Here is a 21888-nt window from a genome sequence, read left to right on the forward strand (position 1 = left end):
TTCAGAACAGCTCGACTCACGTAAAAGTGCTCTGCGGGTCGGATAGGTACGCCGCGCAGTAGGTTTCATCGGGTCTGAGGGTGAAGTCCGGTTGACTTCATCGAATGGCTGGTTGATGACTTTTCAGGCGGTGTTTGTTGTCCTGACCATATCTCGGAACAACACCCGAAAAGCATGTCGCGCAGCCGCTCGCAGTATGCACGAAATGGTTGCCGACGCCCGCAGGCACCAGCAACCATCTCTATGCAGCTTTATTAGTCCAGCGTGATTTCCAGGGCCAGACCACGCAGCTCGTGAATGAGCACGTTGAACGACTCGGGAATATTCGGCTTGGGCAACACGTCGCCCTTCACGATGGCTTCGTAGGCTTTGGCACGGCCAATCACGTCGTCCGACTTCACCGTCAGGATTTCCTGCAGGATGTTCGAAGCGCCGAAGGCTTCCAAAGCCCATACTTCCATTTCGCCGAAGCGCTGGCCACCGAACTGCGCCTTACCACCCAGCGGCTGCTGCGTGATGAGCGAGTACGGACCGATGGAACGGGCGTGCATCTTATCGTCGACTAGGTGACCGAGTTTGAGCATGTAAATCACGCCCACGGTTACTGGCTGGTCGAAACGGTCGCCAGAGAGGCCGTCGTGCAGGTACGCACGACCCCAATCCGGCAGGCCGGCGTCGGTCAGTTCCTTGGCCACTTCTTCTTCGGTACCACCGTCGAAGATGGGCGTCGAGTACTTGCGGCCCAGCTTGAGGCCGGCCCAGCCCAGTACCGTTTCGTAGATCTGACCGATGTTCATGCGGCTCGGTACACCCAGCGGGTTGAGCACGATGTCCATCGGGGTGCCGTCGGGCAGGAAGGGCATGTCCTCATCGCGCACGATACGTGCTACGACTCCTTTGTTACCGTGGCGACCGGCCATCTTGTCCCCCACCTTCAGCTTGCGCTTCTTGGCGATGTACACTTTGGCCAGCTGCACGATGCCGGCGGGCAGCTCGTCGCCTACTTCCAGCGTGAAACGGTCGCGCTTGAAGCGGGCCGTTACGATGTTGCGGCGCTTGGTGTAGTTCTTCACCAGCTCCACGAGCATGCTGTTCACCTTCTCGTCGGCGGTCCACCCTTCCAGGATCAAATCCTTGAACATGTTGACCTCCTCCGGCACGGCGTAGTTGCTCTCGTCCTTGTAGGGGTTCTTGTCGGGGAACAAGGCTTCCGTGATGTTCTTCTTCCCGAATTTTACGCCCTTGCTCAGGATTTCGTCACCGAAGCGGTGCTTCACGCCTTGCGACGTTTTGCCTTCCAGCAACTGCACCAGCTTCTCCACCATCACCGTTTTCACGCCACGCAGCTCAGCGGCGTAGCGGTCCTTCAGCTCCTCTACTTCGCGCTTCGACTTGGCCCGCAGGTTCTTGTCCTTCTTGGGACGCGAGAACAGCTTCGTCTCGATAACGACACCCTGCAAAGAGGGCGGCGCTTTGAGCGAGGCATCTTTCACGTCGCCAGCCTTGTCGCCGAAGATGGCTCGCAGCAGCTTCTCTTCCGGAGTCGGGTCGGTCTCGCCCTTCGGCGTGATCTTACCGATCAGAATGTCGCCTTCGCGTACTTCCGCACCGATACGGATGATGCCGTTCTCATCGAGGTTGCGTACGGCTTCCTCGCTCACGTTCGGAATTTCCGAGGTCAGCTCTTCTTCGCCGCGCTTGGTTTCGCGTACTTCCAGCTCAAACTCTTCGATGTGAATCGAAGTGAAGATGTCGTCGCGGACCACCTTCTCCGAAATAACGATGGCATCCTCGAAGTTGTAACCCTGCCACGGCATAAATGCCACCTGCATGTTACGACCCAGGGCCAGCTCACCGCCTTCGGTAGCATAGCCTTCGCACAACGGCTGGCCTTTCTCAACCCGGTCACCGCGTTTCACGATGGGGCTCAGGTTGATGCAGGTATCTTGGTTGGTGCGACGGAATTTGATCAAATCGTACGTAATACGCTCGGCGTCGAAGCTCACGAGGATGTCTTCGGCGGAAAGGTCGTACTTCACGATGATCTTGTTGGCATCGACGTAGTCGATGACGCCGGGACCTTCGGCTACTACCAAGGCGCGCGAGTCGATGGCTACGCGGCCTTCGAGGCCGGTACCCACAATCGGAGCCTGCGGACGCAACAGCGGCACGGCCTGACGTTGCATGTTCGAGCCCATCAGTGCGCGGTTGGCGTCGTCGTGCTCCAGGAACGGAATCATCGAGGCAGCCACCGACACAATCTGGTTCGGTGCAATGTCCATATAGGTGTACTCGGTCGGCTCTACCACCGGGAAGTCACCTTCGAAACGACCTTTCACGCGGTCCGACAGGAAGTTGCCGTTGTCATCGAGGCGGGCGTTGGCCTGCGCGATGTGGTGGGTGTCTTCCTCCTCAGCCGTCAGGTACTTCACGTTCTCGCTCATATCTACCGTGCCGTTTTCCACGGTGCGGTAGGGCGTCTCGATGAAGCCCATCGAGTTGACGCGGGCGTGCACGCACAGCGACGAAATCAGACCGATGTTCGGGCCTTCCGGCGTTTCAATAGTGCAGAGGCGGCCGTAGTGCGTGTAGTGTACGTCACGTACTTCGAAACCAGCCCGCTCGCGCGATAGACCGCCCGGCCCGAGCGCCGATACGCGACGCTTGTGCGTCACCTCAGCTAGCGGGTTGGTTTGGTCCATGAACTGCGACAACTGGTTGGTGCCGAAGAACGAGTTGATAACCGACGACAGCGTGCGGGCGTTGATCAGGTCAACGGGCTTGAAGTCCTCGTTGTCGCGCACGTTCATGCGCTCCTTGATGGTACGCGCCATACGGGCCAAGCCCACGCCAAACTGGGCGTAAAGCTGCTCGCCCACGGTGCGCACACGGCGGTTCGACAAGTGGTCAATGTCATCGACCACGGCCTTCGAGTTGATCAGGCCGATCAGGTACTTCACGATGAGGACGATGTCCTCGTTGGTCAGTACGCGGGCTTCCCAGTTCTTGTCGAGGCCCAGCTTCTTGTTGATGCGGTAACGGCCAACGTCGCCGAGGTCGTAACGCTTATCCGAGAAGAACAGCTTCTGGATGATGTCACGCGCGGTTTCTTCGTCGGGCGCTTCCGTGTTGCGGAGCTGGCGGTAAATCTGCTCTACAGCTTCCTTCTCCGAGTTGGAATTGTCCTTCTGGAGGGTGTTGTAGATAATGGCGAAGTCAGCAATGTTGACGTTTTCGCGGTGCAGGATGATGGACTTCACGCCCGAATCCACGATGGTGTCGATGTCCTCGTCCTCAACGGTCGAGTCACGTTCCAACAGCACCTCGTTGCGGTCAATCGAAACCACCTCGCCGGTGTCCTCGTCTACGAAGTCTTCCGTCCAAGTGCGCAGCACGCGGGCAGCCAGCTTGCGGCCAACTACCTTCTTGAGAGTTTTCTTGTCGGCTTTCACCTCTTCCGACAGCCCGAACAGGTCGAGAATATCTTTGTCGGTGCCGTAGCCGATGGCACGCAGCAACGTGGTAACTGGGAATTTCTTCTTCCGGTCGATGTAGGCGTACATCACGTTGTTCACGTCCGTGGCGAATTCAATCCACGAACCCTTAAACGGAATAATACGGGCCGAATACAGCTTCGTGCCGTTGGTGTGCTTGCTCTGGGCAAAGAACACGCCCGGCGAACGGTGCAGCTGGGATACGATAACCCGCTCGGCGCCGTTAATTACGAAGGAACCCTTCTCCGTCATGTAGGGAATGTTCCCGAGGAACACTTCCTGCTCGATGGTTTCGAAGTCCTCGTTATCGGCGTCGTTGCACAGCAGGCGCAACTTGGCTTTCAGCGGTACCGAGTACGTCAGGCCACGGTCGATGCACTCGTCAACCGAGTACTTGGGCGGATCGACGTGGTAATCCATGAACTGCAGCACGAAGTTTTCGCGCGAGTCCGAAATCGGGAAGTTCTCGGCAAACACCTTGAACAAGCCCTCATCCGTACGATTTTCGGCGGCCGTCTCGAGCTGAAAGAAATCCTGGAACGACTGCAACTGTACGTCCAAGAAATCCGGATACTCAATAACCTTCTTAATCTTGGCGAAGTTGATCCGCTCCTCGGCCGAAGCCGTTTTCTTGCGTGTAGCCAACGTGTAAGGGGGTTAAAATGACAAAGGGTGGTACTCTGCAAACTTTGCGTAGCTTCTACGCGTAGACGCGCGAAAACGCCCCTAAGGGCGAGGAAACCGCGTTCAGCAAAGTTCGTAGGCTACAAACAGGAAAAGACCTGACTTAGTTGCCAGGCCTTCTCCATGCTTGTTGGGCGGGTTGAAACGGAAACGGCTGACGCAATGTCACCGGTAACCGCGGGGTCCGTCCGATGAAGCAGGTGGGTGGGAGGTTAATTACTTAACCTCTACTTCAGCACCAGCTTCTTCCAGTTGCTTCTTCAGCGAGTCAGCCTCGTCCTTAGCAACACCTTCTTTCAGGGGCTTCGGAGCGCCGTCAACCAGTTCTTTGGCTTCCTTCAGGCCCAGGCCGGTCAGGTCTTTCACCAGCTTCACTACAGCCAGTTTCTGAGCGCCAGCGGCTTTCAGGATTACGTCGAACGAGGTCTTCTCCTCGGGAGCCTCAGCAGCAGCGCCAGCGCCACCACCAGCCATCATTACCGGAGCAGCAGCTGCCGGCTCGATGCCGTACTCGTCCTTCAGGATACCAGCCAGTTCGTTAACTTCTTTAACGGTCAGGCTAACGAGCTGCTCTGCAAATGCTTTCAAATCTGCCATTTTGCAAAAAAATTTGGGGGTGTTGTTGAAAACGATTGAATGAATAAAAGAGAGCAGCGGTTAGCCTGCGGCCTCTTCTTTTTCCGAAAGGGTTTTGAGGATGCCAGCCAGTTTGTTGCCGCCGCTCGACAGAGCAGAAATAACATTCTTGGCGGGCGACTGGAGCAGACCGATGATTTCACCGATGAGTTCCTGCTTGCCTTTGATGGTGGCCAGCGTTTCGAGCTGGTTGGCACCTACGAACAGGTCGCTGTCGAGGTAAGCGCCTTTCAGCGCCGGCTTCGGCTCTACGTTCTTGCCGTAGTTCTGCGACTTGTAGAAATCCTTCAGCAGCTTGGCAGGAGCCGAGCCCGACTCTTTCGAGAACAGGATGCCCGACTGGCCTTTCAGGGCTGCGTCCAGCTCGGCGGTGTCGCCCGAGAGGCGGTCCAGCGCTTTGCGGATCAGGGTGTTCTTGTAGACCTTGTATTCCATGCCGCGCGTGTAGCACAGGCGACGGAATTCGTTGATCTTCGCCACGGTCATGCCCGAGGCATCCGTGAGGTAGAAGAAGCTGTATTCGCCGAACTTTTCGGCCAGCTCATCTACGAGGGCGTATTTTTCTTCCTTCGTCATGATCAGGCGCGTTATTATTTGGCGGAGTTAACCGAGGTATCAACCGGTACACCCGGGCTCATCGTGCTCGAAAGCGTGATGCTCTTGATGTAGGTACCCTTGGCCGACGAAGGCTTCAGACGCTGCAAGGTCTGGATCAGCTCCAGTGCGTTTTCAGCGAGTTTGTCTTCACCGAACGACACTTTGCCAACCGAGGTGTGAATGATGCCGGTTTTGTCAACTTTGAAGTCGATTTTACCTGCCTTCACTTCCTGCACAGCCTTGGCTACGTCCGTGGTTACGGTGCCCGACTTCGGGTTCGGCATCAGGCCACGCGGACCCAATACGCGGCCCAGACGGCCAACCTTAGCCATTACGGCCGGCATCGTGATGATTACGTCGATGTCGGTCCAACCTTTCTCGATCTTGGCGATGTAGTCGTCCAGACCTACGAAATCGGCACCAGCAGCCGTAGCTTCGGCTTCTTTGTCCGGGGTCACGAGGGCCAGAACGCGTACCGTTTTGCCGGTGCCGTGGGGCAGCGTAGCAACGCCACGTACCATCTGGTCGGCTTTGCGGGGGTCAACACCTAGGCGCACGTCGATGTCAACCGAGGCATCAAACTTGGTGAAGGTGATTTCCTTTACCACTTTGGCCGCGTCCTGCAACGAGCGTACTTCCGTCAGGTCGAACTTGGCAAGGGCTTCCTTGCGCTTTTTGCTCACTTTTGCCATGGTCGTAGCCGATTACTTGGTGAGGGGGCTTTCGCCCGTAATGGTGATGCCCATGCTGCGAGCGGTGCCAGCTACGAGGCTCATGGCCGACTCGATCTTGAAGGCGTTCAAGTCGGGCATTTTCGTTTCGGCAATTTGGCGGACTTGGTCCCAGGTCACCGAGCCAACTTTGTTACGGTTGGGCTCTTTCGAGCCGCTTTGCAGTTTCGCTGCTTCCATGAGCAGGATCGGCGCGGGCGGCGTCTTGATGACAAAGTCAAACGACTTGTCAGTGTACATGGTGATGAGAACAGGTAACACTTGGCCGGCTTTATCCTGGGTGCGAGCGTTGAACTGCTTGCAGAATTCCATGATGTTCAAGCCCTTTGATCCAAGCGCAGGTCCAATCGGCGGGGCAGGGTTAGCCGCGCCTCCCTTTACCTGAAGTTTCAGGTAACCTCTGATTTCCTTGGCCATTTGGGTTGGTTAAAGGTCGACATTAGGTGGCGCCTAATGCCGGTTCGAAAATGCTCCTATGGAAGCAACCGCCAATCTGGAGCCCCGGCTGGCGGCCGTACTTGTAACAGTGTCTATACTTCCTTTTCGACCTGCGTGTAGCTCAGCTCTACGGGCTGGGCGCGGCCGAAAATCTTGACAATCACGTTCAGCTTCTTGCGCTCCTCGAACACTTCGTTTACCGTGCCCGAGAATCCGTTGAACGGACCGTCGATAACCTTCACCGTTTCGTTTACCACGAAAGGCACCTCAAGCGTGGCGGTCTGCTCTTCCGTTTCATCCACGATGCCCAGGATGCGGTTTACTTCGCTCATGCGCAGCGGAACGGGCTTAGTGTTGGCGGTTTTGCCCTCCTTGTCGCTGAGGAAGCCCAACACCCCAGGCGTGCTGGTTATGATGTGGTCAACCTCACCGTGCGTCAGATCGGCGTGGATCAGGATGTAACCTGGAAAAAAGCTACGCTCACGCACTCGCTTTTTACCGTTACGCATCTCGTACACCTTCTCGGCCGGAATCAGCACCTGCGGCACCAATTCATCAAGGCCGTGGCGGTGAATCTCGGTTTCGAGGTACTGCTTGGCTTTCTTCTCTTGTCCGCTCACCGAGCGCACCACGTACCACTTCAATTCTCCCATCGTAGTATACTAAGGCTGGGACTAGCGGAACGAATTGTAGAAGGCCTTCAAGAGCGACTCAAACGTCACGTCCATCACGCCAACGACGGCGGCAAACACCAGCGAACCGATAAGTACTAGGCCGGCACTCTTCTGCAGTTCGTCGAAAGTGGGCCACGTGGTCTTGTAGCGCATCTCCTCGACGGTGTCGCGGAAGTATTTCGTCAGCTTGTCCATGATTGATGTGCCGGTTGACGGATTGGGGCAAAAGCAGTGGCTGCGGGTACAGCCACCTGAAAAGGATCAGCACGGGCGGAGAGATTCGAACTCCCATCAAAGGTTTTGGAGACCTCTATTCTACCCTTGAACTACGCCCGTGTAAGCGCTCCAATTCAAACAGGGGTTTGAACGGGACTGCAAATGTAGGGAACTGTTTAGACAAAACAAATCCGGCCCCGAAAAAATCGGAGCCGGATTGTCTTGACTCAGCGGTAATTAGTCGAGGATTTCGGTTACCTGACCAGCACCTACCGTACGGCCACCTTCGCGGATAGCGAAACGCAGGCCTTTTTCCATAGCTACAGCATTGATCAACTCAACATTGATCGTCACGTTGTCGCCGGGCATTACCATCTCAACGCCTTCGGCGAGGGTGATGATACCGGTTACGTCCGTGGTACGGAAGTAGAACTGGGGACGGTAGTTGTTGAAGAACGGGGTGTGACGGCCACCTTCTTCTTTCGACAGAACGTAAACCTCAGCCTTGAACTTTTTGTGGGGGGTTACCGAGCCGGGCTTGCAGATAACCATGCCGCGACGGATGGCTTCTTTTTCAATGCCACGGAGCAGCAGACCTACGTTGTCGCCAGCTTCGCCACGGTCGAGGATCTTGCGGAACATCTCAACACCGGTCACTACCGACTTGAGGTTCTCAGCACCCATGCCGAGGATTTCAACGGCTTCACCCGAGTTGATTACGCCACGCTCGATACGACCGGTAGCAACGGTGCCACGACCCGTAATCGAGAATACGTCTTCCACCGGCATCAGGAACGGCTGGTCCGTCAAGCGGGGAGGTATCGGAATGAACGAGTCAACAGCAGCCATCAGCTCCTCGATCTTGGGAACCCAGGTAGCGTCACCGTTCAGGCCGCCCAGAGCCGAACCCTGAATAACCGGAATGTTGTCGCCGTCGAAGTCGTAGAACGAGAGCAGTTCGCGGATTTCCATCTCAACGAGTTCGAGCAGCTCGGGGTCGTCAACCATGTCCACTTTGTTCATGAACACTACCAGCTGCGGAACGCCTACCTGGCGGGCCAGCAGGATGTGCTCACGCGTCTGGGGCATCGGGCCGTCGGTAGCAGCTACCACGAGGATAGCACCGTCCATCTGGGCAGCACCGGTAACCATGTTCTTCACGTAGTCAGCGTGACCGGGGCAGTCAACGTGAGCGTAGTGACGGTTTTCGGTAGCGTACTCAACGTGAGCCGTGTTGATCGTGATACCACGCTCTTTTTCCTCGGGCGCGTTATCGATCGAAGAGAAGTCACGCTTAGCGGCCAGACCTTTGTTAGCCAGCACCGTGGTGATGGCAGCGGTCAGGGTCGTTTTGCCGTGGTCCACGTGACCGATCGTGCCGATGTTTACGTGCGGCTTGGAACGGTCAAAAGTTTCTTTAGCCATTGTAAAGAGATTGGGAAGAAATTTTGAGGAAAAAGAGAAACGCGCTGATACTGCAAGAAAGCGAAACGCAGACTCCCCGAAGGAAACGCTGCACGTCGCTTGCAGAAGGCCAGACGATGACAGGCGCGCTGTCCCGTTGGGTTCACTCTGAGCCGTTGCGGGGATTTGAACCCCGGACCTCTTCCTTACCAAGGAAGTGCTCTACCCCTGAGCTACAACGGCTGGTTATTTCGAGTCAGTGGCTTTTGCGTGAGCAGATGCGGCAAGGCAACTAGAGCGGGAGACGAGGTTCGAACCCGCGACCTGCAGCTTGGAAGGCTGCCGCTCTACCAACTGAGCTACTCCCGCGTAAAAGGGCACTGACAAGAAAAGGGTGTGGGGGGAGGAGGATTCGAACCTCCGAAGTCCGAAGACAGCAGATTTACAGTCTGATCCATTTGGCCACTCTGGAATCCCCCCGCTTGTGTAACTCGGCCGGTTGCCAAGGTTGTTTTCCCGTTCATTCGGCGGCTTTTGGCAACCCGTCTGGTGAATGGAGACGCAAAATTAAGGGCTTTCTGATGCAAGTCAAGCAACCGGCCAAAAACATGCGTTTATTTTTTTGGCTTTCGCCACTGTTTCGTGAGCAAAAAAAGCCATTCGGCTTTATTGCAGCAGGTTATAAATACCAATAAGGCGCTCATCTTTTTCCTTTCCGCGGATGTCCGCAAGGGTGCCTTTGAGGTTCGGCATGTTTTCCGACAGGGTTCGGAGGCCATGGTATGCCCCAAGACGCACGTAGTATTCGGGATGCGTGCGCGCCATGACTTCGAGTTTGCGCAAGCCTTTGTCGCGCTCTACGGCGGGCATGCGGAGCATGAACGTGCCGAAATCCTGAGCTACCTGATACAACTCGGCGCTGTTGCTGTCGTCGAGACGATGCAGGTACCACTGGTATTGATCGGCATTGCCATTAAGGGCATAATAGCCCGACAATGCGGTGACCAAGGCCGGGTTGGTTTCGTTTTGTAGCGAATTGATTTTTTCGCGCGTTGCAACGGTCGGGGCTTTGGCCAAGGCGTTGATAGCCGCGCCCATTACCAGATACGAACTGTCGGCTAGGGCCTTGGCGTATACTTCGCTGAAGTCTTCGTTGGGGAAAGTGCCGAGGGCAAGCAGTGCCGTACTGCGCACGCGGCTGTCTTTATCAGTAATGGCTACGCGCTTGAGGTCTTGGCGAACGGCACCGCCTTCGGGGCCTTTGTAGCGGCGTAGCGCCTCGGCCGCGGCCCGGCGGGTTCCCCAGAACTTATCGTTGAGCGCGTTGCGGAGCATGCCACTTACCAGCAGGTCGCCCACTTTGGGTTTGAGCTCCTCAATGGCTTGTAGCTTCGAGAGGAAGTTGCGGGCGTGGTAGTATTGGTACACCAGCTCGTCCTGGGTCTTTTCCTCTTCCAGATCGGCCAACAATGTCTTCTCGGCATCGAACTGCACGAGGCTGGGCTTCTGGTTGACGGGCAGTTGGAACGTTTGCGCGGCTTTGGTAACGACGATGCGGTGGTCGGTGGGCTGGTTGTTGCTCCAGGTAGTGACAACAACCGGCAGGCGGTAGATGGGTTGATAGAGTGTGTCCTGCTTCTGCACCACGTGCAGCGTCACTTTACCGTCGGCGTAGGAATGCGACACGGCCACGTCGGGGTGGCCGCGCTGCATGAACCATTGGTCGAAGAACCACATGAGGTCTTCGCCGGTCACGTCTTCGAAGGCCATGCGTAGCTCGGCAATTTCTACAGCCGAGTACTTGTTCTGGGCGAGGTAACGGTTGAGGGTGGTGAAGAAGGCATCGTCGCCGATGAGGCCGCGGAGCATGTGGAGCACGCGGCCGCCTTTCTCGTAGGAGTGGCGGTCGAACATGTCCTCCTTATCGGCGTAGCGGTAGCGAATGAGCGGTTCACGCTTGCCCTGGGCTTCCTCGAAGTAATAGCCAAGCTTCTTATGTGCCTGCAGGTCGGCTTCCTCCCGGCCGTACTTGAACTCGGCCCAGAGGTATTCGCTGTAATCGGCAAAGGACTCGTTCAGCGGCAGATTCGACCACGATTCGGTGGTCACGTAGTCGCCAAACCACTGGTGAAACAGCTCGTGGGCAATAACGTCGTCGCGGTTTTCGTCGAGCAGTTCCCGCTTGGTGAGCTGCACGTTTTCGCCGTGAATAGTGGCCGTGGTGTTTTCCATAGCCCCCGATACGTAGTCGCGCACGGCTACCTGGGCGTATTTGTCCCACGGATAATCGATGCCGAGCTTCTTGGAAAAGAAGTCCATCATCTGAGGCGTGTTGCCGAACACCGCCTTGGCCGAGGCAGCGTATTTGGGCTCGACGTAGTAATCGACGGGCTTGCCGCGCCAAGTATCGTTGATGACGGCGTAGTCGCCCACGGCCAGCATGGCCAAGTACGGCGCGTGCGGCTGATTGAGCTTCCAGGTATCGGTGCGGGTGCCGTCGCTGTTTTTCTTGGAGGCCGTCAGTAGGCCGTTCGACAGCGTTTTGTACTGCGCATCTACGGTCAGGCTGATTTCCTGCGTCATGCGCTGATTGGGCCGGTCAATGGTCGGGAACCAGCAGGAGCTGCCTTCCGTCTCGCCCTGCGTCCAGATCTGCTTGGGCTTGTTCTTGTCAGTACCCAGCGGGTTGATGAAGTACAACCCTTTGTCGGAGGTAATGGCAGCGCTGCCGCCAGCGGCCAGTTCGTTAGGCTTGGCCATGTACTGAATGCGCACCTGGTAAGGCTCGGTGCGGGCATAGGCCTTGTCGAGCGTGATGCTCAGGCGCCGCTTGTCGTACTGGTAGTTGAGGTTCTTTTCCTTGGTGCCGGCCAGCAGTTTCACACTCTTCACGTCAAAACCCTTGGCGTCGAGCACGAGCTGCGTTTGCGGGTAGAAATGCGGCCGCACGGTGATGGTAGCCACGCCCAGCAGCCACTGCTTCGCCCAATCAAACTTCACGTCGAGCTTGGTGTCGACGAGGTCGTGGAGGATGGTGGCGGCGGGCTGCACCGGGTTGACGGGCGGCAGCCAGTTGGGCACCACCAGGATGGATTGCGGCGAAATCTGCGCGGCCGGCGCGGGCTGAGTAATAGGCGCTTTGCGGGCGCCGTTTTTTTTCGGAGTCGACTTGGTAGGCTGGCCTAGCAGGGTAAAGGGCAAGGCAATAGCCCAGAAGAAGGCGCCGAGGGCCGCGTATCTCATTGGGGTAGAATTGGGGTAATCTGGGCTTGAAGTTCGGGAATAATTTCAGATTCCGCCTATCTTTAAGCCCTTTTCCGCCCTCGCCTCACCCCTATTTCCTGCCCGCATGCTACAGGTCCGCACCGGCCCCGATTCCGTTTGGGACGTCGATTACCGCCCCGATCAGATTACCGTCAACGGGCAGCCGTTTAGCTGGGACTTGGTGGAGTTGGGCAACGGCCGCTACCATTTGCTGTGGCAAAACCGCTCCTACCCCGTGGAGGTAGTGAGCGTAGATGGCGCCGCCAAGACCGTGCAGCTCAAGCTCGATGGCCACCGCTTCGAGCTGCAGGCCAAAGACCGTTTCGATTTGTTGCTCGACAAACTGGGCATGAGCCAAGCGGCCAGCAATAAGATCAACGAGGTGAAGGCGCCCATGCCAGGCCTAATCGTGGATATTCGGGTGGCGCCGGGCCAAACGGTGCAGAAAGGCGACCCGCTGCTGGTGCTGGAGGCCATGAAAATGGAAAACATCCTCAAAGCGCCCGGCGACGGCACCGTAAGCGCCGTAAAGGTGAACCTGCGCGACAACGTGAACAAGGGCCAGATTCTGGTCCAGTTCGCGTAAGCTCAAAAGCGCCTCAACCGGGCGCTTTTTGCGCCTTTAGCTAAGTCACAACTCAACCCCAGACCGTTGAAATACAACCGAATTCTGCTGAAGCTGAGCGGCGAGGCCCTGATGGGCAAGCAGCAGTACGGCATCGACGCCGAGCGTCTGATGCAGTACGCCGAGGAAATCAAGACCGTGGCTCAAACCGGTGTGCAGGTGGCTATTGTCATCGGCGGCGGCAACATTTTCCGCGGCGTGCAGGCGGAGGCCTTCGGGCTCGACCGTGTGCAAGGCGATTACATGGGCATGCTGGCCACCGTCATCAACTCGATGGCCCTGCAAAGCGCCCTTGAGAAGCTGGGCGTACCTACGCGTCTGCTATCGGGCGTTACCATTCAGCGCGTGTGCGAGCCGTACATCCGCCGGCGCGCTTTGCGGCACCTGGAGAAAGGCCGCGTGGTCATCTTTGGGGCGGGCATTGGTTCCCCGTACTTCACTACCGACTCGGCCGCGTCGTTACGGGCTATTGAGGTGGAGGCCGACGTGGTGCTGAAAGGTACCCGTGTGGATGGCATCTACACCGCCGACCCGGAGAAAGACCCGTCGGCTACGCGCTACCCGCAGATTACCTTCGACGAGGTAATGGAGAAGAACCTGAACGTGATGGACATGACGGCTTTTACGCTCTGCAAGGAGAATAATCTGCCCATTATTGTGTTCGACATGAACAAAGGCGGCAACTTGCAGAAACTTGTGGAGGGCGAAGCCATTGGTACCCTGGTTACCATGAACGGCGACGACAGCCACCGGCTCGACCCTAAACACAGCGCGTTGCAGCCCGACTTAAAACGCGCCTCGGCGACGCCTACGGAGCAAGCCTGATTTGTTTTTACCACTCACCCCGACATTTTCCCAACTCATTTCCGCCCCCCAATGGACGAAGAAATTCAGTTGTACCTGAGCGACGCCGAAGAATCGATGGAAAAGGCGCTGCAGCACACCAACACCGAACTCAGCCGCATCCGCGCCGGCAAGGCCTCGCCGGCCATGCTCGACTCCCTACGCGTGGACTACTACGGCACGCCCACGCCCATCAGCCAAGTGGCCAATGTAGCCGCGCCCGATGCCCGCTCACTCGTTATCAAGCCTTGGGAGAAAAACATCCTCGGCGAAATCTCGAAGGCCATTAAGAACAGTGACTTGGGCCTGAACCCGATCATGGACGCCGATTCTATTCGTCTGAACCTGCCGCCGATGACCGAAGAGCGTCGTCGGGAGTTGGTGAAGCAGGTGAAAAACGAGTCGGAAGGCGGCAAGGTGCGCATCCGCGGCATTCGCAAAGACGTGAACGAGTCGTTGCGTAAGCTGCTGAAGGAAGGCGCTGCCGAAGACGCCATCAAAGACGCCGAAGCCAAGGTGCAGAAGTTTACCGACAGCTACATCGTGAAAATTGATGCAGCCATGAGCAAGAAGGAATCGGAAATCATGACCATCTGATTCCGCTGCCTGGCGCAACAAAAAGCCCCGACTGCATCAGCAGGCGGGGCTTTTTGTTGTATGGTGTAAAGCTGAGTTAGCGTTGCCAGTAGCCTTTTGCTTCAATTTCCTGCGCCACGTCGTCGGGCACTAAGTAGCGAATGGATGCCCCAGCTTGCAGACTGTGCCGGATGAACGTGGCCGAAATGTCCAGCAACGGTGCTTCTACCACTCGTACGCGCGGCCAATCGGGCAGGACATCGACGGCAAAGCCGGGACGCGGATACACGTAGACGTCTAGCTCGGTTCGTAGGCGCTCGGCGCCTTTCCAGCGCGGTAGGCCCGCAAGGTTGTCGCCGCCGGTGATGAGCACGAATTCTGTACCCGGGTGCTGGCGGCGCAGTTCGTCGAGCGTGTCGATGGTGTAGCTAGGGCGCGGCATGGTGAATTCCACGTCCAGGGCGCGCAGCCGGTCGTTGCCGGCAATGGCTAGTTCGACCAAGGACAGGCGGGCGGCTTCGGGCAGCAGTTCTTCTTCTACTTTGAACGGGCTCTGCGGCGACACTACCAGCCATACGGCCGACAAATCGGTGCGCGTGGCCATAAAGTTGGCCAGAATCAGGTGCCCGGTATGGATGGGGTTGAACGAGCCGAATAGCAGACCTACCCGTTGCGAAGCCTCAGGCGTTGCCATCAGGGCTTACACAATGGCCGGCTCGCCCGAAATGAAGTCGCGCACGAGCTTTTCGGCTTGCGCGGTGGCTACATCCAAGTCGTCGTTGACGATAACGCCATCGAAGCGGTCCTCAAAGGTCAACTCGAAGTTGGCCTTGTAGAGCCGCGCCGAAATGCTTGACGCCGAATCGGTAGCGCGCGACTTAAGCCGCTGCTCCAGCACCTCCATCGACGGCGGTTTTACAAACAGGCACAGGGCGCGGTCCTTGTAAAACTCCTTTACCGACAAACCACCTTTCACGTCGATATCGAGGATGGCGTGCTTGCCGCTTTCCCAGATTCGCTCGATTTCCGATTTCAGAGTGCCGTAGTAGGAGCCCTCGTAGACTTCCTCCCACTCCACGAACTCGTCGTGGCGGATTTTCTCCTGAAACTCCTGAACCGTAATGAAATAGTAGTCCTTGCCATTCACTTCGGCCCGACCGCGACGGTCGCGGGTGCAGGCCGAAATAGAAAAGCTTAGCTCCGGCACACGTTCCATGAGCCGGTGGACGATGGTGGTTTTGCCAGCACCGGAAGGCGCCGAAAAGGCAATGATTTTCCCCTGCATGGGGCGAAATTAGGCCTTTTCGGCCTGCACCCGCGCCATTATTTTAGAGGACAGCTCCGAAGGCACGCCTTTGCGGCCCACGTACTGGTTCACAAAATCTACGAAGATGCGCTGTTTATCAAGGCTATCGAAGCACGGCGAGCAGTCTTCGGCGTGGTTGACGAAGTAGTCTTCGTCCTCAACGCTGGGCTCGTTGCCCACGATGAGTTGGTCTAGAATCGTATTCACACGCTCACAGTCGGGCCCTTGGGCGGTTGTGGTTGCCGGGGCACCGAGTTGGTTGGGAGTAGACTTTGCAGCCATAACTTGGGGGAGAAAGGAAGAAAGAAGAGTTTCGAAGTCTAGTTGTCGTCTTCGTCATCTGCCAAGGCAACACCGTCTTCGTCGGATTCGTTACCGTAGCCCATTTTTTTCGCGTAACGTTCGAGCTTCTCTTTCAAAAAGTTGCGCGCCCGGTGCAGGCGCGAGCGAACCGTGCCGATGGGAATATCGAGCACTTTGGCCATTTCCTCGTAGGTAAACCCTTCCAGGTCGCAGAGGATGATGACGGTGCGGAAATCCACGGGCAGCGAGTTCAGCGCCGAGGCCACTTCATCACCGATCAGGTCGCGGGTGGCTTGCTGACGCAAATCGGCGGAGGTAGACCCCGCGTCGCCATCCGAATCCACGTCTTCGGTGTTGTAGTAGCCTTCGATTTCGCTGTAATCGACTTTGGCCGGCTGCTTGCTTTTTTTCCGAAAGTCGTTGATGAACGAATTTTTCAGGATGCGAAACAGCCACGCTTTGGCGTTGGTTCCCGGCTCGAAGTACTCGAAAAAGCGGTAGGCCTTCAGATAGGTCTCCTGGACGAGGTCGTTGGCGTCGTCCTCGTCGAGGGTGAGGCGGAAGGCAAAGTTGTAGAGCGAATCCAGCACCGGCAGCAGCTCGGCCTGAAAACGACGGTCTTTTTCCTCCTTGCTCAGTTTGGGTACCCGTTCGGGAGTATCACTCATAAGTGGGTGGGGTTCGGGCAAGGCAGCTGTGAATATGCCTTACGAGCAAATGTAACGAAACGAACTACTCATTGGGTTACGCCGCGGGCGGCGGCCCGGCGCTCGGTAGCTACCACCAAAAAGCCGTAGAGAAACACAAACAGGTTGAACCCAATTTGTAGCTCCAGTAGCGAATCGGCCAGGGCGGCGGCGCCGAATATGAGCAGGAAATGCCTTACGTACGGATTTCGCCGGGTGGCGGGTTGCCACAGCGGCCCCAGCAGCGCCCACAGCCACACGACAAGGCCCACTACGCCGGCCCCAACGAGGTAGTGCAGGTACTGATTGTGAATCATGACGCGGTTTTCGGGGCGCAGGCCGTAGTCGCGCCAGGCGTACTGTTCCATCATGGCCTGGCGCACATCGGCGGGGGCTACACCCAGCACGGGATGCTCCTGCACGAGCACGCCGGCGGTTTGCCAGGCGGCAATGCGCTTGGCCAAGGAGTAGTCGTTGATGTCGTGCTGGTAATAGAACTGCTCGACATCGTAGCGGGTGCTTTTGTAGCGCTGCCGCACCGATTCAAGCGAATAATAGGCGACGAAGGGCATGAGCAACGCCAGCCCCAATAGCGCCAACGCCCACACCGGACGGCGCAGCAGCAAGCCCGCTGCCGTGGCGGCTAGACCCGCATAAAAAGCCAATAGGCCGGTGCGGTACGCCAACACATGCAGGCTAATGGCGGCCGCCGCAGCGGCCAGCAACAGCAACGGTCGGCCCCACTTCCCAATTCCGTCCTCTTGACTTAGGGAAAAGCCAAAAAAGCTTGCCAAAGCCAGCATCAAGCCGAAATGGATGTGAAAGACGCCCGTAACGGAACCCACGTTCTGACCGGCATTGATTAGTTCGTGGGCGTCGTTGGTGTTCCACAGATAATAGCCCACAGTAGCCAAGCCCAACAACGCATTGCCACCCACAAACAGTACCCCAACGGCAAACCGCTGCCGAACACTCAGGGGTGCAGCCAAGGCAAAAGCCAGCGGAACCCCAATCAGCGGAAGCTGCCGGAACAGCTCGTGGCGCCAGACAGGCCAATCCTGCGTGTACCACCACGTGAGTGGCATGAGCACATACAACAGCAACAGCCGCTGCACGCTGCGGCTACGCAGCCACAACGGCCAAGCAGCGCGCAGGCCAGGATTGAGCAGAGCGGCTACCACGGCTGCCACGGGCGCCAACGCTACCAACGCCCGCGCCGTCAGCAATAGGCTGACGGTGCCAGCTACGCAGGCAATAAGTAGCAGGTACTGCGACAAATAGCCATTGAAGTACCACCGACGAACTAAGCTAACCACAGGATTCACGCAAGCTAAAACGACATTCTCCTAAAGGTAAGCGGGCGGCAGCGGCTCCCAAGCGGCAATGCGCGCCAGCACCTGCACCGGCTGTAGGGCCTTGATGCAGGTGCAGGCAGCGGCATCGGCGCGGCAATCCTGGCAGTCGGGCTTGTCGAACACCAGGTATTCGGCCCTGGGGCCGAGTGGCGCCCAACGGCCGGGGTGAATGGGCCGCATGGGTGGAAACAGGCCCAGTGCCTGCCGCCCCAACGCCGCCGCCAAGTGCAGCGGACCGGTACCCGAAGCCACCAGCCCGTCGGCGGCACCAATGAAAGCCAGAAACTGCGGCAGGTTGAGTTGCCCGGTTAAATCGGTAAGTACTGCCGCGTGCTCCTGCAGCCACTCGCGCATGGAGTCGCCTTCGGCTTGGGTTCCGGTCACAAACACGCGGTGCCCCTGGGCCTGCAGCGTGCGGGCCAACGCGCCGAAATGCGCCAGGCCCCACTCGCGGCCGTGGCCTCGCGAACGAGGATGCAGAATAATGTTGAGTTGCCGACCGGATTGCCGCTGCAGCACCTGGGCAGTGGCAGAAGCCAGCGACTCTGCCGGTACCAAACGGCCCAGTGGCACCAACTCGGATAAGGAAGGCACCGCTGCCAGGCCCAGCGGACGAAGCAGCTGCATATTAAGTTGGGCTTCGTGCAAGGGCGAATGGCGGCGGCTCAGGGCCACCAATCGGTTGCAAGTGAGCCAATGAAACCAGCGGCTGCGGGTGCCTATGCGCACCGGAATCTGGGCTTTGCGAGCCAACGAGGCCAAGCGGCGGCTGGGAAATACGTGCAGAATGGCGTCGGCACCTATCTGCTGTAGCGCAGCTATTTGCTCTTGTTCGGGCAGTTTTTGCAGGTCATCGTCGCTGATAAAGCTGTCGACGGCCGGACAAGCCGCTGCCACGGCGCGGGTGTAGTCGCGGCCCAACACCACCACGCGGCAGCCGGGGTAGCGCTGCTTCAGCCAACCGCACACGGGCAAGGTCAGCACCAAGTCGCCGATGGCATCGGTACGGCTTACGAGGAAGGTTTTCATCGGGCAGTCTGGCGGTTCAGCACGCGCAGCTTGGCGTATTTCAGAAAAACGCCCCACGCCGACAGCGCCGCAATGCCCAGGCCCGCGAAGCCGTCGAGCACGCCGCCACGAAGCAGATACAGGTGCAGAAACTTCCACCCCGGCTTCAACCCCAACTGCACCCAGCCAGCGTGCTTGCCCCGCGCGGCCAACTCTTCAGCGCCAATGGAGGTGAACTTGTTGAGTTGCTGCACGTGGCTTTCGATGGTCGGGTATGAGTAGTGGAGCAGGTCATTAGTCAGCGACCCTACTGTCTGGTTGGCTTTGACTTCGTACCGCTCGTGCAACAGCTGCCCTTGCCAGGCACCGAGGCGCCGGTCGTAGAGGCGCAGCTTTCGGTCGGGATACCAGCCGCCGTGGCGCACCCACTGGCCGCAATAGTTGGTGAGGCGCGGCAAGGTGTAGCCGGCATGCTGCCAGTTGGCTTTCAGCTGCTCGATTTCGGCCCGCAACGCGTCGGTCAGCACTTCGTCGGCGTCGAGTTGCAAGACATGGTTGTAGCGGGCCTGCGCCGTAGCGAAGTTCTTTTGCTCGACGTAGCCGGCAAAAGCGTGCGTCACCACGCGGACGCCATGTTCCTGGCAAATAGCCACGGTGCGGTCCGTCGAGCCCGAATCCACCACCACCACGTCGTCGGCCACACCGCCAAGCGCCGCCAAGCAGCGCCCGATGTTGGCTTCCTCGTTGAAGGTGATAATGACGACGGAAAGGGGAACTGAGGGCATAGGAGCGGTAAATATCGCCGCTTGCAACCAGTTATACATTTTGGTGCTCTAAAAGCTGAGGCTTACACAGCCACGCCCCCACTAACTGAATTATTATGAAAGCACCGGTACGCATGGTTGGTATTGCTCTGCTCCTGTTCACCGGATGTCGAAAGGAGAACCAAGTCGAACCGGCTTGCGGCGGATCATGTACGGTTATTAAAGGACGCTTTGTAACCGACAATGGAGCACAACCAATTAGCAAGCTTCCTGTAGAAATCAAATGGATTAAATCCACCGGCATCATCGGAGGTACCATACGCCGCAAAGCCGCAACCAAAACGGATGCTTCCGGCTATTACGAATTGCGCTTCTACGTAAAGGACGACGAGCTTACCGACGGGCATTTTGCTGTTCAATACGCGGGCAACAGTGCTGATTATGTCCTCGACCGGGAAAACAAGGGCGCTTCTTTCCTGGATCTTACACGGGATACTGTCATTACCAGCGACTGGCTGCTGCCGCGCAAAGCGTATATCGATTTTGAGCTGACAAATCCCACCTCCACTCCTTCTCCATATTATGGGTACACCACGTTCAGCTTTGCCAATGGCTCTTTTCCACGGCAAGGGAGGTTCGGATATGGCGTGGTGGTAACCTGGCACGATCCGGGAACCACGCGAGTAGAAGTAGCCGCCAATCAGCTCATCGACATCGAAACGCTCACCACCAAAAACGGAGTACGTGTCGTAACCCACGACACCATTCGTTTAAGGCCAGGCAGCCATTACACGCACCGCGACCATTATTAGCCAGTTCCTGAATACCAAAAAAGCCCCGCCTGAGTAATCAGGCGGGGCTTTTTTGGTATTAACCTACAGCGGCTTAGTAGCGGTACAGGTCCGACTTGAACGGGCCTTCCGGCGTTACACCGATGTAACCGGCTTGCTTAGCGTTCAGCTCGTCCAGCTCCACCCCAATTTTTTCGAGGTGCAGGCGGGCTACCATTTCGTCGAGGTGCTTGGGCAAGGTGTACACCTTGTTTTCGTACTTGTCGGCGTTCTGCCACAGCTCCAGCTGGGCCAGCGTCTGGTTCGTAAACGAGTTCGACATTACGAACGAGGGGTGGCCGGTGGCGCAGCCCAGGTTCACCAAGCGGCCTTCGGCCAGCACGATAACGTCTTTGCCGTCAATCGTGTACAGGTCAACCTGCGGCTTGATAGTGTTCTTGGTGTGGCCGTAGTTGCCGTTCAGCCACGCCATGTCGATTTCATCGTCGAAGTGGCCGATGTTGCAGACAATGGCTTTGTCTTTCAGGCTGCGGAAGTGCTGCTCGGTGATGATGTCGCAGTTGCCGGTGGCGGTAACCACGATGTCGGCGCGCTTGGCGGCGTCGGCCATTTTCTTCACCTCGAAACCGTCCATGGCGGCCTGCAGGGCGCAAATCGGGTCGATTTCCGTCACGATAACGCGGGCGCCAGCGCCGCGCAGCGAGGCAGCGGTGCCTTTTCCTACGTCGCCGTAGCCGGCTACCACGGCTACTTTACCGGCCATCATCACGTCGGTGGCGCGGCGGATAGCGTCTACGCACGACTCTTTGCAGCCGTACTTGTTGTCGAACTTCGATTTGGTAACCGAGTCGTTGATGTTGAACGCAGGCATGGGCAGGGTGCCGGCCTTCACGCGGTCCATCAGGCGCAGCACGCCGGTGGTGGTTTCTTCCGAAATGCCCTTGATGCCGGCAGCCAGCTCGGGGAACTGGTTCAGCACCATGTTGGTCAGGTCGCCGCCGTCGTCGAGGATCATGTTCAGCGGCTGACGCTCTTCACCGAAGAACAGCGTCTGCTCAATGCACCAGTTGAACTCCTCTTCGTTCATGCCTTTCCAGGCGTAAACTGGCGTGCCAGCGGCTGCAATGGCGGCAGCAGCGTGGTCCTGGGTCGAGAAGATGTTGCAAGACGACCACGTAACATCGGCCCCGAGCACTTGCAGCGTCTCGATGAGCACGGCGGTCTGAATCGTCATGTGCAGACAGCCGGCAATGCGGGCGCCCTGCAGGGGCTTGCTCTCACCGTACTGGGCGCGCAGAGCCATCAGGCCCGGCATTTCAGCCTCAGCCAGTTGAATCTCCTTACGGCCCCACTCGGCCAGGGCAATGTCTTTTACCTTGTAGGGTACGTAGGTCTTGGTCTCTATCATGGTTTTGAGATTTTCGCAATCCAACCACAAAGGTAACCAATTTGTTAATCGGGTGATACACAAAAAAGCCCGGAGCAAAGTGCGC

Annotated in this window: 21 protein-coding genes and 4 tRNA genes; 4 read left to right on the forward strand and 21 right to left on the reverse strand. The window is 57.6% G+C overall.

Features of this window, described 5'->3' with window-relative positions:
• Positions 1-254: 254 nt before the first annotated feature.
• The 13 genes from rpoB to F0P96_RS07645 all read right to left on the reverse strand — a co-directional run bounded on the left by rpoB (position 255) and on the right by F0P96_RS07645 (position 12117).
• Positions 255-4139, reverse strand: a complete 3885-nt coding sequence (gene rpoB / locus F0P96_RS07580) for a DNA-directed RNA polymerase subunit beta (protein ID WP_151078223.1) — start codon at positions 4137-4139, stop codon at positions 255-257.
• Between the two features lie 255 nt (positions 4140-4394).
• Positions 4395-4775 (reverse strand): 50S ribosomal protein L7/L12, encoded by a 381-nt coding sequence (gene rplL / locus F0P96_RS07585; RefSeq protein WP_151078224.1) that lies wholly within the window; start codon positions 4773-4775, stop codon positions 4395-4397.
• Between the two features lie 60 nt (positions 4776-4835).
• Positions 4836-5390 carry a 50S ribosomal protein L10 gene (gene rplJ / locus F0P96_RS07590; protein ID WP_151078225.1) on the reverse strand — a complete coding sequence of 185 codons (555 nt, stop codon included), beginning with the start codon at positions 5388-5390 and terminating at the stop codon, positions 4836-4838.
• 14 nt (positions 5391-5404) lie between these two features.
• Entirely contained in the window at positions 5405-6103 is a 699-nt protein-coding gene (gene rplA / locus F0P96_RS07595) for a 50S ribosomal protein L1 (RefSeq protein ID WP_151078226.1), read from the reverse strand.
• A gap of 12 nt (positions 6104-6115) precedes the next feature.
• Positions 6116-6559 carry a 50S ribosomal protein L11 gene (rplK, locus tag F0P96_RS07600; RefSeq protein WP_151078227.1) on the reverse strand — a complete coding sequence of 148 codons (444 nt, stop codon included), beginning with the start codon at positions 6557-6559 and terminating at the stop codon, positions 6116-6118.
• 113 nt (positions 6560-6672) lie between these two features.
• A complete protein-coding gene (gene nusG / locus F0P96_RS07605; protein ID WP_151078228.1) occupies positions 6673-7233 on the reverse strand; it encodes a transcription termination/antitermination protein NusG in 561 nt (186 codons plus the stop codon).
• A gap of 21 nt (positions 7234-7254) precedes the next feature.
• Complete coding sequence (gene secE, locus F0P96_RS07610; protein WP_151078229.1) at positions 7255-7449, reverse strand: preprotein translocase subunit SecE; 195 nt, start codon at positions 7447-7449, stop codon at positions 7255-7257.
• A 70-nt stretch (positions 7450-7519) separates the two neighbouring features.
• Positions 7520-7590, reverse strand: a tRNA-Trp gene (locus tag F0P96_RS07615).
• A 117-nt stretch (positions 7591-7707) separates the two neighbouring features.
• Positions 7708-8895, reverse strand: coding sequence for an elongation factor Tu (gene tuf, locus F0P96_RS07620; RefSeq protein ID WP_151078230.1), 1188 nt, complete (start codon positions 8893-8895; stop codon positions 7708-7710).
• A gap of 150 nt (positions 8896-9045) precedes the next feature.
• A tRNA-Thr gene (locus F0P96_RS07625) sits at positions 9046-9117 on the reverse strand.
• Between the two features lie 53 nt (positions 9118-9170).
• A tRNA-Gly gene (locus F0P96_RS07630) sits at positions 9171-9243 on the reverse strand.
• Positions 9244-9271: 28 nt separating this feature from the next.
• A tRNA-Tyr gene (locus F0P96_RS07635) sits at positions 9272-9354 on the reverse strand.
• Between the two features lie 186 nt (positions 9355-9540).
• Positions 9541-12117 carry a M1 family metallopeptidase gene (locus F0P96_RS07645; protein WP_151078232.1) on the reverse strand — a complete coding sequence of 859 codons (2577 nt, stop codon included), beginning with the start codon at positions 12115-12117 and terminating at the stop codon, positions 9541-9543.
• A gap of 106 nt (positions 12118-12223) precedes the next feature.
• Here F0P96_RS07645 and F0P96_RS07650 point away from each other — a divergent pair, with 106 nt between their 5' ends.
• The 3 genes from F0P96_RS07650 (at position 12224) to frr (ending at position 14203) form a co-directional block, all read left to right on the forward strand.
• The gene (locus tag F0P96_RS07650) at positions 12224-12724 is read left to right on the forward strand and encodes an acyl-CoA carboxylase biotin carboxyl carrier protein subunit (RefSeq protein ID WP_151078233.1); all 501 of its coding nucleotides are present in this window, start codon (positions 12224-12226) and stop codon (positions 12722-12724) included.
• 66 nt (positions 12725-12790) lie between these two features.
• On the forward strand, positions 12791-13588 hold the full coding sequence (pyrH, locus tag F0P96_RS07655; protein ID WP_151078234.1) for a UMP kinase: 798 nt from the start codon (positions 12791-12793) through the stop codon (positions 13586-13588).
• 51 nt (positions 13589-13639) lie between these two features.
• Entirely contained in the window at positions 13640-14203 is a 564-nt protein-coding gene (gene frr / locus F0P96_RS07660) for a ribosome recycling factor (protein ID WP_151078235.1), read from the forward strand.
• Positions 14204-14279: 76 nt separating this feature from the next.
• Here frr and nadD read toward each other — a convergent pair whose 3' ends face one another.
• From nadD to F0P96_RS07695, 7 genes are all read right to left on the reverse strand, one after another.
• Positions 14280-14876 (reverse strand): nicotinate (nicotinamide) nucleotide adenylyltransferase, encoded by a 597-nt coding sequence (nadD, locus tag F0P96_RS07665; RefSeq protein WP_151078236.1) that lies wholly within the window; start codon positions 14874-14876, stop codon positions 14280-14282.
• A gap of 6 nt (positions 14877-14882) precedes the next feature.
• Positions 14883-15467 carry a guanylate kinase gene (gene gmk / locus F0P96_RS07670; RefSeq protein ID WP_151078237.1) on the reverse strand — a complete coding sequence of 195 codons (585 nt, stop codon included), beginning with the start codon at positions 15465-15467 and terminating at the stop codon, positions 14883-14885.
• 9 nt (positions 15468-15476) lie between these two features.
• Positions 15477-15770 carry a hypothetical protein gene (locus F0P96_RS07675; RefSeq protein ID WP_151078238.1) on the reverse strand — a complete coding sequence of 98 codons (294 nt, stop codon included), beginning with the start codon at positions 15768-15770 and terminating at the stop codon, positions 15477-15479.
• Positions 15771-15808: 38 nt separating this feature from the next.
• Positions 15809-16459: a sigma-70 family RNA polymerase sigma factor gene (locus F0P96_RS07680; RefSeq protein WP_151078239.1), complete on the reverse strand. Its 651-nt coding sequence runs from the start codon at positions 16457-16459 to the stop codon at positions 15809-15811.
• Positions 16460-16527: 68 nt separating this feature from the next.
• Positions 16528-17802, reverse strand: coding sequence for an O-antigen ligase family protein (locus tag F0P96_RS07685; RefSeq protein WP_160620363.1), 1275 nt, complete (start codon positions 17800-17802; stop codon positions 16528-16530).
• Between the two features lie 21 nt (positions 17803-17823).
• Positions 17824-18861 (reverse strand): glycosyltransferase family 9 protein, encoded by a 1038-nt coding sequence (locus F0P96_RS07690; protein WP_151078241.1) that lies wholly within the window; start codon positions 18859-18861, stop codon positions 17824-17826.
• The gene (locus F0P96_RS07695; protein WP_151078242.1) at positions 18858-19625 is read right to left on the reverse strand and encodes a glycosyltransferase family 2 protein; all 768 of its coding nucleotides are present in this window, start codon (positions 19623-19625) and stop codon (positions 18858-18860) included. The genes F0P96_RS07690 and F0P96_RS07695 overlap by 4 nt, the downstream gene beginning before the upstream one ends.
• Before the next feature lie 95 nt (positions 19626-19720).
• Between F0P96_RS07695 and F0P96_RS07700 the strand changes: the two genes are divergently transcribed.
• On the forward strand, positions 19721-20416 hold the full coding sequence (locus F0P96_RS07700) for a hypothetical protein (RefSeq protein WP_151078243.1): 696 nt from the start codon (positions 19721-19723) through the stop codon (positions 20414-20416).
• A gap of 73 nt (positions 20417-20489) precedes the next feature.
• Here the strand turns inward: F0P96_RS07700 and ahcY are convergent, their stop codons facing one another.
• Entirely contained in the window at positions 20490-21803 is a 1314-nt protein-coding gene (gene ahcY / locus F0P96_RS07705) for an adenosylhomocysteinase (protein ID WP_151078244.1), read from the reverse strand.
• Positions 21804-21888: the final 85 nt, after the last annotated feature.

The organism is Hymenobacter busanensis (assembly GCF_008727865.1).
Lineage (GTDB): Bacteria > Bacteroidota > Bacteroidia > Cytophagales > Hymenobacteraceae > Solirubrum > Solirubrum busanense.